Source organism: Pandoraea norimbergensis (assembly GCF_001465545.3).
Taxonomy (GTDB): domain Bacteria; phylum Pseudomonadota; class Gammaproteobacteria; order Burkholderiales; family Burkholderiaceae; genus Pandoraea; species Pandoraea norimbergensis.
In genome coordinates this window covers 3,409,243-3,426,825 of the sequence record NZ_CP013480.3, presented here as the reverse complement: position 1 = coordinate 3,426,825, position 17,583 = coordinate 3,409,243, and the positions used below count along the sequence as shown (strand labels likewise).

At 63.8% G+C, this 17,583-nt stretch carries 14 protein-coding genes; 8 read left to right on the top strand and 6 right to left on the bottom strand.

Annotated elements, in window-relative coordinates:
* Positions 1–103: 103 nt before the first annotated feature.
* On the bottom strand, positions 104–1,057 hold the full coding sequence (gene tal / locus AT302_RS14840; RefSeq protein WP_087721558.1) for a transaldolase: 954 nt from the start codon (positions 1,055–1,057) through the stop codon (positions 104–106).
* 163 nt (positions 1,058–1,220) lie between these two features.
* Here tal and rpiA point away from each other — a divergent pair, with 163 nt between their 5' ends.
* Entirely contained in the window at positions 1,221–1,910 is a 690-nt protein-coding gene (gene rpiA, locus AT302_RS14835) for a ribose-5-phosphate isomerase RpiA (RefSeq protein WP_058380347.1), read from the top strand.
* Positions 1,911–1,928: 18 nt separating this feature from the next.
* Positions 1,929–3,014 carry a hypothetical protein gene (locus AT302_RS14830; RefSeq protein WP_058379081.1) on the top strand — a complete coding sequence of 362 codons (1,086 nt, stop codon included), beginning with the start codon at positions 1,929–1,931 and terminating at the stop codon, positions 3,012–3,014.
* A gap of 136 nt (positions 3,015–3,150) precedes the next feature.
* Here AT302_RS14830 and AT302_RS14825 read toward each other — a convergent pair whose 3' ends face one another.
* The gene (locus tag AT302_RS14825; RefSeq protein WP_058379080.1) at positions 3,151–3,426 is read right to left on the bottom strand and encodes an oxidative damage protection protein; all 276 of its coding nucleotides are present in this window, start codon (positions 3,424–3,426) and stop codon (positions 3,151–3,153) included.
* Positions 3,427–3,603: 177 nt separating this feature from the next.
* A complete protein-coding gene (gene argA / locus AT302_RS14820; protein WP_058379079.1) occupies positions 3,604–4,953 on the bottom strand; it encodes an amino-acid N-acetyltransferase in 1,350 nt (449 codons plus the stop codon).
* 44 nt (positions 4,954–4,997) lie between these two features.
* On the opposite strand from argA, the gene hrpA reads away from it, so the two are divergent.
* The 5 genes from hrpA (at position 4,998) to AT302_RS14795 (ending at position 13,440) form a co-directional block, all read left to right on the top strand.
* Positions 4,998–9,113 carry an ATP-dependent RNA helicase HrpA gene (gene hrpA, locus AT302_RS14815; protein ID WP_058379078.1) on the top strand — a complete coding sequence of 1,372 codons (4,116 nt, stop codon included), beginning with the start codon at positions 4,998–5,000 and terminating at the stop codon, positions 9,111–9,113.
* 204 nt (positions 9,114–9,317) lie between these two features.
* On the top strand, positions 9,318–10,328 hold the full coding sequence (locus AT302_RS14810) for a YVTN family beta-propeller repeat protein (protein ID WP_058379077.1): 1,011 nt from the start codon (positions 9,318–9,320) through the stop codon (positions 10,326–10,328).
* 63 nt (positions 10,329–10,391) lie between these two features.
* Complete coding sequence (locus AT302_RS14805; RefSeq protein WP_064675088.1) at positions 10,392–11,468, top strand: sterol desaturase family protein; 1,077 nt, start codon at positions 10,392–10,394, stop codon at positions 11,466–11,468.
* Positions 11,465–12,397, top strand: a complete 933-nt coding sequence (locus AT302_RS14800; RefSeq protein WP_237171934.1) for an EI24 domain-containing protein — start codon at positions 11,465–11,467, stop codon at positions 12,395–12,397. The genes AT302_RS14805 and AT302_RS14800 overlap by 4 nt, the downstream gene beginning before the upstream one ends.
* 203 nt (positions 12,398–12,600) lie before the next feature.
* Positions 12,601–13,440, top strand: a complete 840-nt coding sequence (locus tag AT302_RS14795; protein ID WP_058379076.1) for a competence/damage-inducible protein A — start codon at positions 12,601–12,603, stop codon at positions 13,438–13,440.
* A gap of 100 nt (positions 13,441–13,540) precedes the next feature.
* Here the strand turns inward: AT302_RS14795 and AT302_RS14790 are convergent, their stop codons facing one another.
* Entirely contained in the window at positions 13,541–14,557 is a 1,017-nt protein-coding gene (locus AT302_RS14790) for a zinc-binding alcohol dehydrogenase family protein (RefSeq protein WP_058379075.1), read from the bottom strand.
* Positions 14,558–14,693: 136 nt separating this feature from the next.
* Here AT302_RS14790 and AT302_RS14785 point away from each other — a divergent pair, with 136 nt between their 5' ends.
* On the top strand, positions 14,694–15,638 hold the full coding sequence (locus AT302_RS14785) for a LysR family transcriptional regulator (protein ID WP_058379074.1): 945 nt from the start codon (positions 14,694–14,696) through the stop codon (positions 15,636–15,638).
* Positions 15,639–15,728: 90 nt separating this feature from the next.
* Here AT302_RS14785 and AT302_RS14780 read toward each other — a convergent pair whose 3' ends face one another.
* Both AT302_RS14780 and fnr read right to left on the bottom strand, forming a co-directional pair.
* Positions 15,729–16,163 (bottom strand): YybH family protein, encoded by a 435-nt coding sequence (locus AT302_RS14780; protein ID WP_058379073.1) that lies wholly within the window; start codon positions 16,161–16,163, stop codon positions 15,729–15,731.
* Between the two features lie 224 nt (positions 16,164–16,387).
* A complete protein-coding gene (fnr, locus tag AT302_RS14775) occupies positions 16,388–17,122 on the bottom strand; it encodes a fumarate/nitrate reduction transcriptional regulator Fnr (protein WP_058379072.1) in 735 nt (244 codons plus the stop codon).
* Positions 17,123–17,583: the final 461 nt, after the last annotated feature.

Below are 17,583 nucleotides of genomic sequence, written 5' to 3'. Positions count from 1 at the left end.
TGCGGGTCAAGGGTCAAGGGTCACGATTCACGATCCGCGTAGCAGCAACGCAAAAGCCGGCTCTCGCCGGCTTTTTGCTTTCGATCTGCTCGAACCTTGCGGCTTATCGCGCCGCTTCGATCAACGCTTCGAGCTTGATCGCGTCCGCTGCAAACGCGCGAATGCCTTCGGCAAGCTTTTCGGTCGCCATGGCATCGTCGTTGAGCTGGAAGCGGAAGGACGGCTCGTCGGTCTTCACGCGATCGATCGCCGCATCACGTGCGTCTTTGACATCGAGCTTGCGCGGCACGTCGCCTTCGGTCGTGCGCAGCTGCTCAAGCAATGCGGGGCTGATGGTGAGCAGATCGCAACCCGCCAGCGCCAGAATCTGACCGGCCGAACGGAAGCTCGCACCCATGACCTCGGTGTCGTAACCGAAATGCTTGTAGTAGCGGTAAATCGCCGCGACGGATTGCACACCCGGGTCGTTGTCGCCCGCATTCGCGGCTTCGTCCCACTTGGCCCCGGCAGACTTCTTGTACCAGTCGTAAATCCGGCCGACAAAGGGGGAAATCAGTTGAGCACCGGCTTCGGCACACGCCGCCGCCTGCACCAGCGAGAACAACAAGGTCATGTTGCAGTGGATGTTGTCGCGCTGGAGAATCTCCGCCGCCCGAATGCCTTCCCACGTCGACGCGATCTTGATCAGCACGCGCTTGCGCTCGATCCCCTCGGCTTCGTACATGGCAATGATCTTGCGCGCACGGGCAACGGTGCCCGCAGTGTCGAACGACAAACGCGCATCGACTTCGGTCGACACGCGCCCCGGCACGATGTCGAGAATTTCGCGCCCGAAGGCAATCAGCAGCCGATCGATGATTTCGTCGACGGTCTCGGCACGATGCTCACTCACCACGCGCGTGAGAATCGGCTTGTAGGCGTCTTTTTGCACGGCACCGAGAATCAACGACGGATTGGTGGTCGCGTCCTGCGGCTTGTAGGCATCCATGGCCTGGAAGTCGCCGGTGTCGGCAACGACGATGGTGTGGCGCTTGAGCTGATCGAGCTGATTCATGATGGCGGGCCTTACAAGTAATGCACTGCATGACATGATGCCGATGATGCCGCCCCGCTACGGGGCGGTCGGCGCGAAACTGCCGGCATGCCGTGCGACGAAATACGGCGCGGCACGCCCGACTCCGGTAAACTTCCGACTTTACCAAACTTTGCCGGAATTCCCCATGACCCAAGACGAACTCAAACGCTTGGTCGGCCAGGCTGCTGCCGACTATGTGAACCAACACGTGCCCGAAGGCAGCGTGATCGGCGTGGGCACCGGGTCCACGGCGAACTGCTTTATCGACGCCATCGCCGCCCACAAGGGCCGCTATCGCGGCGCGGTATCAAGCTCGGAAGCGAGCACCGAGCGCCTGCGCAAGCACGGCATCGAAGTGTTCGACCTGAACCAGATCGACAGCCTGCCCGTCTACGTGGACGGTGCGGACGAAATCAACGCGCTGGGCCACATGGTCAAGGGCGGTGGCGGGGCGCTCACGCGCGAGAAGATCGTCGCCTCGGTCGCGAAGGAATTCGTCTGCGTGGTCGACGCCTCGAAGCTCGTCGCCGTGCTCGGCGTGTTCCCGCTGCCGGTAGAAGTCATCCCGATGGCGCAAGCGAGCGTCGCCCGTGCACTCACCGCCCTCGGCGGCAAGCCGCAAGCGCGCGTGCGCGCCGATGGCAGCCCGTACATGACCGATAACGGCTGCGCGATTCTCGACGTGCACGGCCTGCAAATCCTCGATCCGGTGGCGTTCGAGACGCAAATCAATCAACTGCCGGGCGTGGTGACAGTAGGCCTCTTTGCGCAACGCGGCGCTGACCTTACGCTCATGGGCACGCCCGAGGGCGTCAAGACCATCGACTACAAATAACTGACCCTGGAGGGCAGGATGGCTCAATCGCGTCGTCTTCCCGAAACTTGGTTTCGCCGTGGGCTGTGGCTGATCGCCGTGCTGTTTGCGGTGTTTTTGATCGGCCTCGGCGGTCTGGTGGTCGACAAGCTGCCGGGTGTTGCCCCGGCACCCACACTCGATTCGTTCATCGATCCGGCACAGGCAACTCGCGCCGATGCCGCGATCAAGCAGGCGGAAGCGCAGGCCGAAGACATCCAGACGCAGTTGGAGACGGCGCGCCTGCAACTCAAGGCGCGCAGCACGGCCTACCGCAATGCGCGTGAGTCGTTCAACGATTGGGTTGCCACGCGCACCGCCACGGCGCAGGCGAGTCAGGATGCCGAACTCGTTTCCCGCACGCGTGCCCTCGACGCGCTCAAGGCCGCCGAGCGCGATGCCCAGACGCAGATCGACACGCTGGAGGCGAAGCAACTCGACGCCTCGCGCGCCGTGCAGTCGGCGCGTACGGCACGCTTCGCACTCAACGCGGCAGCCAGCGAACAGTTGGCCGCGATCCAGCGCTCGCAGGACCTGAAGGTCTTCGGTATTCGTCTGGCGATTACGTTGCCCTTGCTCGCCATCGGCGGCTGGCTCTTCGTGCGTCAGCGCAAGAGCACGTGGTGGCCGTTCGTCTGGGGCTTTATCTTCTTCGCGCTGTTCGCATTCTTTGTCGAACTGGTGCCGTATCTGCCGGACTACGGCGGTTATGTGCGCTATCTGGTGGGGATTGTGTTGACGGTGCTGGTCGGGCGCTACGCCATCGTCTCGCTGCAACGCTATCTGGCGCGCCAGAAGGCAGAGGAGCAGTTGCCGGATCAGGAGCGCCGCAAGACGCTGTCGTACGATCTGGCACAGGCGCGGCTGTCGAAAGCGGTGTGCCCGGGCTGCGAGCGGCCGGTGAAACTCGACGACCCGGAGCGCGACTTCTGCATGCACTGCGGGATTTGTCTGTTTGATCACTGCGGCACGTGCAAGACGCGCAAAAACGCGTTCGCGCACTATTGCCACCACTGCGGGGCAGCATCGCTCGGTGCCAACGCGGGGAATCCTGCGGTTGACGGCATGACGGGCAAACCTGCCTGACACGCGTCCACTCAACGTTTCAAGCCACTGGCAATCAGCGGCTCAGGCAAAGAAAAGGGGTTCACGACATGACGTCGTGAACCCCTTTTTCATCTCGGCTGCGGTGACCTTCAAAGCCACCGGCAGTGCGGGATGCTTACTCCGAGGGCGGCGGCACGTAGCCTTGCGCCACATCGGCGCCTTCGCCGAAGAAGTACTTCTCGGTCTGCTTGACCAGATACTGACGTGCGCGCGGGTCAGCCATGTTCAGGCGGTTTTCGTTGATGAGCATGGTCTGCTGCTTGAGCCAGCCGGCCCACGCTTCTTTCGACACGCTCTCCCACAGGCGCTTGCCGAGCTCGCCGGGCATCGGCGGGAAATCGAGACCTTCGGCTTCCTTGCCGAGTTTGATGCATTGAACCATGCGAGCCATGGGGAACTCCTTCGTAATCTTGGGTAGGGCGTGAAAAGAGCGGCCACGCACTCACGCGACGACATCGAGACGTCGCTTGCCGTGGCCGATATCCGGATATGGGGGCAGGGCGCGCCAGACTCAAGGTGCCGATGCAACATCGGTCTCAAGCGACGCGGCCCGTCCCCCGGTGTCGTGTTACAGCTTCTTGATTAGCACCAGCGACCGGCGCTGCCAGTTGTAAAGCCGGCGACGGTCCGCCGGCAGGTCGTCGACGCCTGCCTTGACGAAGCCGCGCTTGAGGAACCAGTGCTCGGTACGCGTGGTGAGCACGAACAGCCGCTCCAGCCCCCGCGCCCGCGCCCGTTGCTCGATATGCTTGAGCAGTCGCTCGCCGTCCCCCGAACCCTGGGCTTCCGGGTCCACGGTGAGGCAGGCCATCTCGCCGATGCGCTCGCTCGGGTACGGATACAACGCCGCGCAGCCGAACAGACGCCCATCGTGCTCGATGACCGAGAAGTGATCGATGTCGCGCTCAAGCTGGTGACGTCCGCGACGCACCAGCGTGCCGTCGGATTCCAGCGGCTCGATGAGCTGCAAGATGCCGCCGACGTCGTCGACCGTCGCTTCACGCAGGCTTTCCAGGTTCTCGTACGAGATCATGGTGCCCACGCCATCGTGCGAGAACAGTTCGAGCAGCATGCTGCCATCGAGCGCGAACGGCACGATGTGCGCGCGTCCCACGCCCGCGCGGCAAGCGCGTGTGGCGTATTTCAGATAGAACGCCGAGTCGCGGTCGAGCGCGCCCTGCGACTGCATGCGCTGGGCGTCTTCGAGCGTCAGCTCACGCTGCAACTCGTTGTATTCGTTGAGAATGCCGGGCGTCTCGGTGATGAAGATCAGCTTGTCCGCACGCAGCGCGATGGCCGCCGAGGACGCCACGTCTTCCATCGTCAGATTGAACGACTGACCCGTCGGCGAGAAGCCGAGCGGCGAGAGCAGCACGATCTTGCCGTTGGCGAGCGACAGGCGAATCGATTCGGCATCGACCTTGCGCACCACGCCGGTGTGCTGGAAATCCACCCCGTCGACAATGCCCACCGGCCGTGCCGTGACGAAGTTGCCCGACACCACGCTGATGCGCGCGTTGCCCATCGGGGTGTTCGGCAAGCCCTGACTGATCGACGCCTCGATGTCCAGACGCAACTCACCGGCCGCTTCCTTGACCGCTTCGAGAGCGGCCGCGTCGGTGATACGGAGTTGCTGGGCAAAGTGCGATTCGATATGTCGAAGGCGCATCTGCTCTTCGACCTGGGGTCGCGAGCCGTGCACCAGCACGATATGCATGCCCATGGCACACAGCAGCGCGACGTCCTGAATCAGGGTGTCGAGCCCGCCGGCCGCAACAAGCTCGCCACCAAAGGCGACCACGAAGGTCTTGTCACGAAATGCATGGATGTAAGGGGCGACCGAGCGCAACCAATCCACAAACTGGGCTTGGTGGGCGGTCTCTTCGTCTTGTAGGGCGGGATCGGGTTCGGTCAGCATGGGTGTACGTGCGCAAACATCCGCAGATTATATAATGCGCGCCCATGGCAAGTGATGAACGAAATCGACAATCTAAGCCCCCGAAGCCGACAGTGCCGGCTGCGGGACCTAAACGCGGACGTGAGAATGCCGGCGAGCGCCGCATGACGGCCGCCCAACGGGCTGAACGCGACGCCGAGCGGCTGGCCGCGAAGCAGGCCGCCGCCAACCGAATTCCCGAGATCCAGTTTCCCGAAGCGCTGCCGGTGTCCGGCCGCCGCGAGGAGATCGCCCGCGCCATCGCGGGCCATCAGGTCGTGATCGTGAGCGGCGAAACCGGCTCGGGCAAGACCACTCAGCTTCCCAAGATCTGTCTCGCGCTCGGCCGCGGGCTGGGCGCGGGCGGCACAGGCCTCATCGGCCACACGCAGCCGCGCCGCATCGCGGCCTCGGCCACGGCACGCCGTATCGCCGACGAATTGAACACCCCGCTCGGCGAAATCGTCGGCTTCAAGGTGCGCTTCAACGACACGCTCTCAAACGGCGCGTCGGTCAAATTGATGACCGACGGCATTCTGCTGGCCGAGACGCAGACCGACCCGCTGTTGCGTGCGTACGACACCATCATCATCGACGAGGCGCACGAGCGCAGTCTGAACATCGACTTCCTGCTCGGCTACCTCAAGCAACTGCTGCCGCGCCGGCCCGACCTGAAGGTGATCATTACCTCGGCGACGATCGACGCAGACCGCTTCGCCCGTCACTTCGGCACGATGGACGGCGAAACGCTGCACCCCGCGCCGGTGATCGAAGTCAGTGGTCGTCTGTACCCCGTGGAGGTGCGCTATCGCCCGATTCAGGACGACGCCCGCATTGCCAACGCAGAAGGCCGCGAGGGCAGCCGCGCCAGCGCGCGCGACCGCGACCGCGATCTGATGGACGGCATCGTCGACGCGGTGGACGAACTGTGCCGCGAAGGCTCGGGCGACGTGCTCGTGTTTCTGCCCGGTGAGCGTGAAATCCGTGAAGCGGCCGAGGCCCTGCGCAAGCACCATCCACCACACACGGAGATTTTGCCGCTGTTTGCCCGGCTCTCGGCGACGGACCAGGAGCGCGTGTTCAAGGCGTCGAACGCGCGGCGCATCGTGCTGGCCACTAACGTGGCGGAAACCTCGCTCACGGTGCCGGGCATTCGCTACGTGGTGGACGCGGGCACGGCGCGCGTGAAGCGCTATTCCTACCGAAACAAGGTCGAACAGCTTCAGATCGAATCGATCTCGCAGGCCGCGGCGAACCAGCGCGCCGGGCGTTGCGGCCGGGTGGCCGACGGTGTGTGCATCCGCTTGTACGACGAAGCGGACTTCCAGTCGCGGGTGCGCTTTACCGATCCGGAAATTCTCCGCTCGTCGCTCGCTGCCGTCATTTTGCGGATGCAATCGCTGCGTCTGGCGAAGGTCGAGGACTTCCCGTTCATCGAGCCGCCGCCGGGCCGCGCGATTGCCGACGGTTACCAGTTGCTGAACGAACTGGGTGCCGTGGACGACACCAATCAGCTCACGCCGCTCGGGCGCGAACTGGCCCGTTTGCCGCTGGACCCACGCGTCGGCCGCATGATTCTCGCCGCGCGAGATCAGCAGTCGCTGCGCGAAGTGCTCATCATCGCCGCCGGACTGGCAGTGCAGGACCCGCGCGATCGGCCCATCGAGGCGCAGGACGCCGCCGACAACGCCCATCGCAAGTTCGCCGACGAGAAGTCCGAATTCCTCTCGTGGATCAAGATGTGGCGCTGGTTCGACGAGGCGATTGCGCACAAGAAGTCGAACCGCTTGCTCGGGCAGGCCTGCCGCGAGAACTTCCTCTCGCAGTTGCGTCTGCGTGAATGGCGCGATGTGCACAGCCAGTTGTTGACGGTGGTGCGCGAGCAAGGCTGGCGCCTCAACGAGTCGGAAGCGACGTACGAACAGGTGCACCTTGCGTTGCTTGCCGGTCTGCTCGGCAACATCGGCTGCAAGGCCGACGACGATCCGCATTTCCTCGGCGCCCACGGCATCAAGTTCCATATCTGGCCGGGGTCGTCGCTGGTGAAGAAGGCGGGCCGCTGGGTGATGGCCGGTGAACTGGTTGAGACGAGCCGCCTGTATGCGCGCTGTATCGCCCGGATCGAGCCGGAATGGATCGAGCGCGTGGGCAAGCATCTGGTGAAGACCTCGCTGTCCGATGCGCATTGGGAAAAGAAAGCCGCGCAGGTCACCGCTTACGAGCGCGGCACGCTGTACGGCCTGACGATCTATGCGCGCCGCCGGATGAATTTCGGCCCGCGTGACCCGCGTCGCGCCCGCGAAATTTTCCTGCGCAGTGCGCTGGTAGAAGGCGAATGGGAAACCAAGCTGCCGTTCTACGCGCATAACCGCAAGCTGATCGCCGACATCGAACAGTTGGAACACAAGTCGCGCCGGCAGGACGTGCTGGTCGATGACGAACTGATTTACGCGTTTTACGACGCGCAGGTGCCCGAGGATCTGTACGACGGCACGAGCTTCGAACACTGGTATCGCGAGACGGCCAAGGGCACGCCGAAGCTGCTGTATCTGGTGCGCGACGACCTGATGCGCCACGAAGCGGCCGGCGTGACCACCGATCTGTTCCCGAAAAAGACGGTTATCGCGGGCATCGAGATGGTGCTGACGTACCACTTCGAACCGGGTTCGCCGCGCGACGGCGTCACGCTTGCCGTGCCGCTCTTCGCGCTCAATCAGGTGGACGCGCGCCGTTGCGAGTGGCTGGTGCCGGGCATGCTCAAGGAAAAAGCGCACCTGTTGATGAAGTCGTTGCCGCAGAAGTTGCGGCGTCACTTCGTGCCGCTGCCCGAGTACGCAGCGGGCTTTGTCGACCGTGCGACGTTCGGGCAGGGGGCCTTGCTCGATGCACTGATGGCCGATGCGCGCGAGCAGACCGGTGTCATGCTCAGCCCGAGCGATTTCAAGCTGGAGATGTTGCCTGCGCACTTGACGATGAACTTCAAGATCGTCGACGAGCACGGGCGCCAACTCGGCATGGGCCGTAACCTCGCGCAACTGCGCGCAGAACTCGGTCAGCAGGCGCAACGCACGTTCCAAGAGCTCGCGGCAAAGAGCGGCACGACGCCGACTGGCGTGGTGGCGAGTGGCGCGGGCAGCGATGGCGGTGGCCGTCAGTCTGCCAAGCAGGTTGGCAAGGGCGATATGACCGGCGCGGCAGGGGCTGCGGGGGGGGCAAATGGCGCAAAGGGCGCAGCCTCGCGCGGCGCGGGCGCTCAGCCGGGCGCATCTGCGGCGGCGGTGGAGCCGGGCCGATACGACAACCTCACGACGTGGAGCTTCGGCGAACTGCCCGAAATGCTCGAAATCCGGCGTGGCGGGCAGACGTTGTTCGGCTATCCGGCACTGGTCGATCGTGGCGATCACTGCGATCTGGAAGTGTTCGATGATCCGGACGAAGCCCAGCGGCAGCATCGCGCCGGGCTGCGGCGTCTGTTCGCTATTCAGTTGCGCGAACAGGTGAAGTTCCTCGAGAAGAACATCCCCGGCCTGCAACAGATGGCGATGCAGTACATGAATCTGGGCACGCAGGAGGAGTTGCGCGATCAGATCGTGGATCTCGCGCTGGAGCGCGCTTGTCTGCAATTGCCGTGGCCGAGCGATAACACGTCGTTCGTCGCGCGCAAGGACGAAGGGCGCGGCCGGCTCACGCTGCTCGCGCAGGAGATCGCGCGGCTGGCGGGGCAGATTCTCACGGAATATGCGGCCTTGCAGAAGAAACTGGCGCAGGCGAAGCCGTTTGCGCAGGCCTATGCCGACCTCACGGCGCAGTTGCAGCGGCTGATCGGCAAGCGGTTCCTGATCGATACGCCGTACCCGCAACTCGCCCATTACCCGCGCTATCTGAAGGCGATGGCGGCGCGTATCGACAAGCTCAAGGCCGATCCGACCCGCGACGCGCGGGCGATGAGCGAACTGGGGCCGCTGCTGCAAAACTGGCAACGGGCGACGTCGCAGCGCCGCGACCACGGCGATGCGCGTCTGGAGGAGTTCCGCTGGCTGCTCGAAGAGCTGCGAGTGTCGCTCTTCGCGCAAGAGCTGCGCACGCCGATGCCGGTGTCGGTCAAACGTCTGCACAAGGTCTGGGAGGCGTTGCAGCGCTGATCGCCCGCGCCGGTTTGCGCTACGTCAGGAACTGTCGAGATACTGTTTCGTCTGATCAAAAAAGCGCCGGTGAGGCGCGCGCTTAGGCAATTTCCCAGCCTACAATAGCGAAACTTTTTCGCGACGCTGCGGTGGCCAGACGATGGCCCCGCAGCGACCTCGCAGAGACTCTTCAGTGACTCTTTTTTCCCGAGAGATTTCGCAATGCGTAAATTCCTGATCGCCGCCAGTCTGGCTGCTTCCTTCGGTCTCACGGCGCTTGCCGGGCCGGTGGCCGTGGCAGCACCGGCCGCGCCGGCAGCGGTGCCGGACGGCGTGGTGGTGGTGCTCAATTCCGGCGACGCCAGCGTCAGCCTGATCGACAAGACCAGCCAGAAGGTCATCCAGACGTTCCCGGTCGGCAAGGAACCGCATCACCTGATGGCGACCCCTGACAACCAGTCGCTCATCGTGGCGAACTCGGTGGGCAACAACCTCGTGTTCCTCGACCCGAAGACCGGTCAGATTCAACGCAAGATCGAGAACATCGAAGACCCGTATCAGATCGGTTTTTCGCCGGACAAGAAGTGGTTTGTCGCCAACGGTTTGCGTCTGGATCGCGTGGACGTCTACAAGTTCGACGGTAAGAATCTGACGGTGGCGTCGCGCATCCCGCTCAAGAAGATGCCGAGCCACCTGGTCTTCACGCAAGACAGCAAGCTCGTTTTCATCTCGCTGCAAGAGTCGAACGAAGTGGCGGCTATCGACCTCGCCAGCCAGAAAGTGATCTGGAAGATGAAGGTCGGCGACAGCCCGGCAGGGGTGTGGCTCACGCCCGGCGACAAGTACTTGCTGGTGGGCATGACCGGTGCCGATTACGCGGCCGTGGTGGACTGGCGCAACCAGAAGGTCGTGAAGACGATCCCGACGGGTAAGGGCGCGCACAACTTCCGTTCGCTGGCCGACGGCAAGCACGTGCTGATTTCGAACCGTGTGTCGAGCACGATCAGCATCATCGATCAGGACGCGCTCACCAACGTGGGCGATATCACCGGCCTGCTGCCGGGGCCTGACGACATGGAGCTCTCAGCCGACCGCAAGACGCTGTGGGTGACGTTTCGCTGGGCGCGCAAGGTCGGCATCATCGACCTCGCGTCGCGCAAGCTGATCAACACCATTCCGGTCGGTCGTTCCCCCCATGGGATCTACTTCTACGACCGTGCGCCGGTGCTGTAACATCGGGGCATTGCCGCAACGGCTTCTCTGACCGGGCGTCCCCGTGACGCCCGGCCCCGCTCCATGTTCGAAACGCTGGTCGACGGTTTCTACGCCGCCTTCTCGGCGGCGCAGACCGAGATCTATACCCGCATCGTGCAGCCCGTGCTGTTCGCCACCGGGCTGATGTCGTTCGCCGACGATGCTTACGACGCCGTGCAGTTCTTCCTCATCGGCGTTCTCCAGATTGTGCTCATGCTGGTGCTGCTGCGCCCGCTCGAGGCCATTGCACCCGCTGAAGCCTGGCGCGAGAGGCGCGCCGTGCGTGTGGACGTGCTCTACACGCTCGTGCACCGGCTCGGCCTGTTCAATCTGGTGTTCTTCTTCGCGTTCCGGCCGCTCTTCGACGCCTTGCAGTCGTGGCTGCGCCTGATGGGCTTCGTCAATCTGAATCTGGAAAATGTCTGGCCCGGGGTGACGGATCACGCGCTGGCGAGTTTTCTGATCTATCTCCTGATCCTCGATTTTGCGGGTTACTGGTATCACCGCTGGGGTCACACGTTCCGATGGTGGTGGGCACTGCACGCGGTGCATCACAGCCAGCGGCAGATGTCGCTCTGGACGGATAACCGCAACCATTTGCTCGACGATCTGATCAAGGCCGCGTTTTTTGCGACCATCGCGATCCTGATCGGCGTGAGCCCGGTGCAGTTCGTGCTGCTTGTGGCCGTGTCGGAATGGCTGCAAAGCTTGCAGCACGCGAATACCCGCCTGCGCTTCGGGTGGCTGGGTGAGCGGTTGCTCGTGAGCCCGACGTTCCATCGGCGCCATCACGCCATCGGCGCCGGGCATGAGGGGCGCCATCGCGGCTGTAATTTCGGCGTGCTGTTCCCTTGGTGGGATATGGCGTTTCGAACAGCAGACTTTTCATCGGCCGCCGTGGCGACCGGCATTCGCGATCAACTGCCGCCGCCGGCCGGCCGCTCGACCGACTATGGCGAAGGGTTCTGGGCCCAGCAGTGGCTCGGTCTCAAACGCATGGCCAGAAGTCTGCGACCGACTCGCCGGAATGGTCCCAATGTCACTAATGGCCCCGATGGTCGTAATGACCGCGAGGGTCGTCCACCCGCTTCCCGTACTGACCGCACCGAATCTGCATGAACGATATTCTTCGCGCGCTTGGCCGCGCGCTCGTGAGCCTGCTGCACCCGCGCATGTTGTGGCTCACCGCGATGCCCTTTTTTGTTTCCGGCCTGATCTGGGGGGCCGTCATCTGGTTCGGCTGGGAGCCGTTCACCGATTTTCTGCGGCTGTGGCTTGAGCAGTGGCAGTTCACGCAGTGGATTTACCGGTTCTTCGGCTACTTTGGCGTAGATAGCGTGCGCATGGCGCTCGCCCCGTTCATTCTCGTCGCGCTGCTCGTGCCGTTGATCGTCGTCACCGCGCTGCTGCTGATCGCGGGCTGGTCGATGCCGGCCGTGTTGCGGCATTTGTCGCGCCGGCACTTCATCCATCTGGAGGCGCGCAAAGGCGGCTCGTTCTGGGGCAGTCTCGGCCAGTCGCTGGGCGCTACGGTCATCTTCCTCGTCGCTGCGCTCGTGACGTTGCCGCTGTGGCTCGTGCCGCCGTTCTTTGCGATCGTGCCGCCGCTACTTTGGGGCTGGCTGACGTATCGGGTCATGACTTACGACGCGCTGGCGTTTCACGCGAGTGCCGAGGAGCGCAAGCGTATCGTGCGCGAGCGACGCCTGCCGCTGCTGGTGATCGGCGTGGCGACCGGTCTGCTGGGCTCGTTGCCCACGCTGCTGTGGGTGTCGTCGGTCATCATGATCGTGCTGTTCCCGGTTATCGCGTTGCTGGCGATCTGGCTGTACGTGGTGATCTTCGTGTTCTCGGCGCTGTGGTTCGCGCATTACTGTTTGCGCGCGCTCTCGCGGTTGCGCATCGAAGAGGCCGCCCATCATGAGCCGACGCTTCACGGCACTGTGCTGCCGGCCGCCACGGCGCTGACGCACAAAAGTGGCGATGCAGCGGGTGCTGCGGGCAGCTCGGGCACGTCGCCCTTGCTGCCGCCGCCGGACGGGCGGTGACGGGGTGGTGAGCGCGCGCTGCCCGTGAGCAAGTGCTGTAACGATTCGCTGCGAAAGTGGCACAATCGTTGATCTGCGGACGTCCAGTGGGCCGGGGCGGCCGCGGTCCGGATTCAAGACCCTCCCCCAAGCGCCGGCGGCGCGCTGCATCGGGCAAAACGAGCAGCGCGAGCGCGTCGGCAAGACAACACAAAGGAAGCATCATGGCGGTCGGCATCATCATCATCGGCGACGAAATCCTCTCCGGTCGTCGCCACGACAAGCACCTGCCCAAGATCATCGAGTTGCTCGCCGAGCGCGGCATGCAACTGGACTGGGCCGAATATGTGGGCGACGATCCCGAGCGCATCACGGCCACGCTGCGCCGTACGCTCGCGACCGACGACGTCGTGTTCGTGACCGGCGGCATCGGCGCCACCCCCGACGACCACACGCGTCAGTGCGCGGCGGCGGCGCTCAACGTGCCGCTGGCGCTCACGCCGGAAGCCGAGGCGCTCATCATGGAGCGCATTGCGGATACGAGCAGCGACGGCCGCGCGGACATGACGAACCCCGACAACCGCCATCGTCTGAAGATGGGCGAGTTTCCGGTCGGTGCGCGCATCCTGCCCAATCCGTACAACAAGATTCCCGGTTTTTCGGTCGAACAACACCACTTCATGCCGGGTTTCCCGGTGATGGCGTGGCCGATGATGGCGTGGGTGCTCGACACGTATTACACCCAGTTGCACCATCTCACGCGCCACGCCGAGCGCTCGGTGCTGGTGTTCGGGCTGGCGGAATCGACGCTGACGCCGCTGATGGAAGCCATCGAGGCCGAATATGACGGCATCAAGGTCTTCAGCCTGCCGAGCGTGGGCGATGCGGAGCGCGGGGCGGTCTACGCACGGCGACACATCGATCTCGGGGTGAAGGGCGACCCGGCGCAGGTTGGCGCAGCTTTCGAGCGGCTGGTGGCCGGCGTGAACGCGCTGGGCGGCGAGATCATCCATCCGGCCGAAGCGGTGGCGTTGCCTGAAGGGACGGTGCCGACGACGAAGTAAGGCGGGCGGGCCGGGTGCCCGCGCGTTGTTGCGATCAGGATGCAAAAAAGGCGTCTGCGCAATTGTGCGCAAACGCCTTTCTTTTTATCGGATACCGGGCTCAGAATCCTGCCAGCACCAGCTTCCCGATAGTACGTCCGCCTTCCAACTGCGCATGCGCACGGCGCAGGTTCACCGCATTGATCGGGCCAAGCACTTCACCGACGGTCGTGCGCAACGTGCCCGCATCGACCAGTCGCGCCACTTCGGTCAGCAGCTTGTGCTGCGCAATCATGTCGGGCGTTTCGAACATCGCCCGCGTGAACATGAACTCCCACACGAACGTGGCGCTCTTGCTCTTGAGCAGACCGACTTCCAGCGGCGCCGAATTCTCCACGATCGAGCAGATCTTGCCCTGCGGCGCGACGGCTTCGGCCAACGCAGGGAAATGCCTGTCGGTGTCGTTCAGGCACAGCACGAAATCCACATGACGCAAGCCGAGCGCTTGCAGTTGCGACGGGATGTCCTGATAGTGATCGATCACGTTTTGGGCGCCCAACTGACGGCACCAGTCGGCAGACTCGGGGCGCGAGGCAGTCGCCACGATATTCAACCGGGCAAGACGGCGGGCCAGTTGAATCGCAATCGATCCGACACCCCCGGCGCCGCCCACGATCAGGATCGATTTGCCTTCGTCGCTGCCGTCCGGTGCGATGCCGAGGCGGTCGAACAGGCCTTCCCAAGCAGTGATGGTCGTGAGCGGCAGCGCCGCGGCATTCGCAAAGTCGAGCGACGCCGGCATGTGGCCGACGATGCGCTCATCCACCAAATGGAATTCACTGTTGGCGCCCGGGCGCGTGATGCTGCCCGCGTAGTACACCGGGTCGCCGACCTTGAAGAGCGTGACGTCGGGGCCAACGGCGGCGACGGTGCCCGCTGCGTCCCAGCCGAGTACACGCGGCGCGTCTTCCACCCGGTCTTTCGGGGCACGGACCTTCGTGTCGACCGGGTTCACAGAAATTGCCTCGACCTTGACCAGCAGGTCACGGCCCGCCGGGGTCGGCGTAGGCAGTTCAATGTCTTCGAGCGACTTGGGGTCGTCGATGGGGAGGTAACGGGTCAATCCGACAGCTTTCATCTGTTTTCTCCTTGAAAGGGCGAGGCGCTTTGCGCAGTGGCTAGCCAGCGCCGACCATGATGACGAGAGATTACGACTGGTCGATTAATTTGATAATCCGCATAATGCAGAAAAGATTTTTTTGAAAAGGCGATAAATGTCGTTGGACCTCGAGACGGTCGCGTTGTTCGTGCGAGTGGCGGCGCTGGGAAATGTGTCCGCGGCGGGCCGCGAACGCGGTTTGTCGCCGGCTGCGGCCAGTACACGGCTTACCCAACTTGAAGCCGTGCTCGGCGCGCGCTTGTTTCATCGTACGACGCGCCGGGTGGCACTCACGCAGGAAGGCGATATTTTTCTCGTACAGGCGCAGGCGTTGCTGATGGCCGAAGCGCAGGCGCTGGCGTCGGTTGGGCAGGGGCATGCCGCCCCCCAAGGACGCCTGCGGGTGTCGTGTTCCTCGTCGTTCGGGCGGCAACACGTTTCGCCGGCGCTACCTGCGTTTCTTGCGCAGTACCCGGGCATTTCTCTGGATTTCCGTTTGACCGATCGGGTGGTCGATCTGATCGAGGAGGGCGTGGATCTGGCGATTCGCGTGGGGGCGTTGCGTGATTCGACGCTGGTCGCACGCAAGCTCGCGCCCAATCGGCGCGTGTTGTGTGCTTCACCGGCCTACCTCGCGGCCCGCGGCGCACCGAAACACCCCGGCGATCTGGCCAGTCACGATTGCCTGACGCTGGGCGATCAGCGTGACTGGCGGTTCATGACATCCGGGGGCGCGCTCAGCGTGCGCGTGACGGGGCGGCTGTCGTCCGATAACGGCGAAGTGCTGCGCGACGCCGTGGTGGCGGGGCTGGGCATTGCCCCCAAGTCGACGTGGGATATCGGGGCTTACCTGCGCCGCGGTGAGCTGGTGCCGGTGCTATCGGCGTACCCGCTCGCCGACGAAGTCGCGATCTGGGCGGTGTATCCGAGCCGCGCTTTCGTGCCGCCGAAGACGCACGCGCTGATTGATTTCCTTCAAGCACGCTTCGGTCCCACGCCTTATTGGGACGTGCAAGACGATGCGCTAGAGGGGCCTGCCGGTACCGGCACCACCGTGTGAGCTTCAGAGGCAGGGGCGCGACGCTCATCGGCGAGCCGTTGAGTGATGTCGTCTGTGTGACCTAATGCAGCCGACCCGATGCAGCCGAAGTCAATGCAGGCGATGCGAGTGGGACGTCGGTGAGCGAGTGTCTTCGTGGCCGATGGCGGGGCTTGCGTGGTGAAGCGCGAGGCGCCAGCCGTCGGCTTCCTTGAGATAGACGTTGGTGGCCAGCACGAATGCGTAGCGCGCTTCGGGATGCGTTTCCACCAGAATCTGTTCCAGAACGTTATGGACGGCGCACAGCGGATTGTGTGCGACCTGAAGATGACTGACGGCCAATTGCAGGCCGCCCTTGGACAGAATCTGACGCCAGCTCGTGCGCACGGCCGCGGGGCCGACGTGGCGCGGACCGGCCGGATGAATGCAGACGATCTCCTCGTCTTCCGACCACACGTTCATCAGGACATCGATGTCACCGGCACGAAGCGCTTCGTAATAAGCGTGCTCGGCGTCTTCCGGACTCAGAAAAATGGCTGCGGGCATAACGGCGGCCTCCGACGGGGTGATGCGCCGGACCACAGGTGGCGGCACGGCGAACGCGCCGATTATGGAGGGTTTGCCCGGGCTTGTCGAACGCTTGCCAGAGCCGCGCCCGGCCTGTGTGTCGAATCGCGTGCGCCGTTATCGACGTCACGCGACTCTTGATCTGGCGCAAGGCGGGCGAGCCGGCCGACCGGTAGCTTATCGGTTATGCACGCAAGCCGGTCTTAGCAGGCCGAGGGGGCGCCTGCTAGGGTGCGCAGGGCGGTGGCGTCGATGATCTTGACGTGGCGCTGGCGGATTTCGATCATGCCGTTCTGGGCAAAGCGGGAGAACAGCCGGCTCACGGTCTCGAGCTTGAGACCGAGGAAGCTGCCGATTTCCTCGCGGCTCATGCGCAGCACGAATTCGTTGGCCGCGTAGCCGCGTGCGGCCAGACGCTCCGACAGGTTAAGCAGGAACACGGCCAGACGCTCTTCGGCGCGCATGGTGCCCAGCGCGAGCAACTGCTGGTGTTCGTTGCGGATTTCCTGGCTCATCAAGCGGTGCATCTGACGTTGCAGCGTGGGCACCTGACGCGAGAGCGTCTCCAGTTCGCCAAAGCGGGCAATGCAGAGTTCGCTGTCTTCGAGTGCGACGGCGGTGCTTGGATGATGGTTGTCGGCGATGGCGTCAAGGCCGATGAGTTCGCCTTGCAGGTGAAAGCCGACGACCTGCTCGCGTCCGTCCGGTGCCGTGACACAGCTCTTGAGAGAGCCGAAACGGATGCCGTAGACGGCGTTGAGCGAATCGTTGGCGTGATAGAGCACTTCGCCCTTTTTGAGGCGACGGCGCTCGCTCACGAGTGCATCCAGCCGTTCCAGTTCGGGTGCAGGAATGCCGACGGGCAGGCAGAACTGCCCCAGCGAGCACGTGGAACAACGGGGCTGAGCGACTGGAATGCGTCCGATCTCGGTGGTCATGAATGCCCTTGAAGTTATTTCAGAAGTTTACCATGGTGCGTCTACCCGCCGTTTCAAACGACGGGGTGGCCTGTCGGACTCGATAGGGGCGCAGAACGGGCGTTTGAGGGGGTGTGTCGGTCCGCGCCGTGTGTGAATGCGACAAGACGCCGCAGGCTGGCGAATGGCGGCCGGCGGGGCGATGGCGGCATTCTCCCGGCCGGTAAGGGCGGGCGCGGGACGCAGACATGTCGACGACGCTTTACGGGCGACAGTGTTTCAGTAATAATTGCGCACATACCGGACGTCCGTCTCGCCGCACTATCGGCCTGGGCGTTTTCCCGGCAGGTCGTTTCGAAGCATCCAGGTCGCGCCGCCGTCACTACGACCGAACACAAAAGGGCGCGCGCTTATGCGAAGCGGTTACGACCGTTTCTCGTGTTCCAAGCATCCATTTATTCCTGATACCGGGTCGCCAAGCC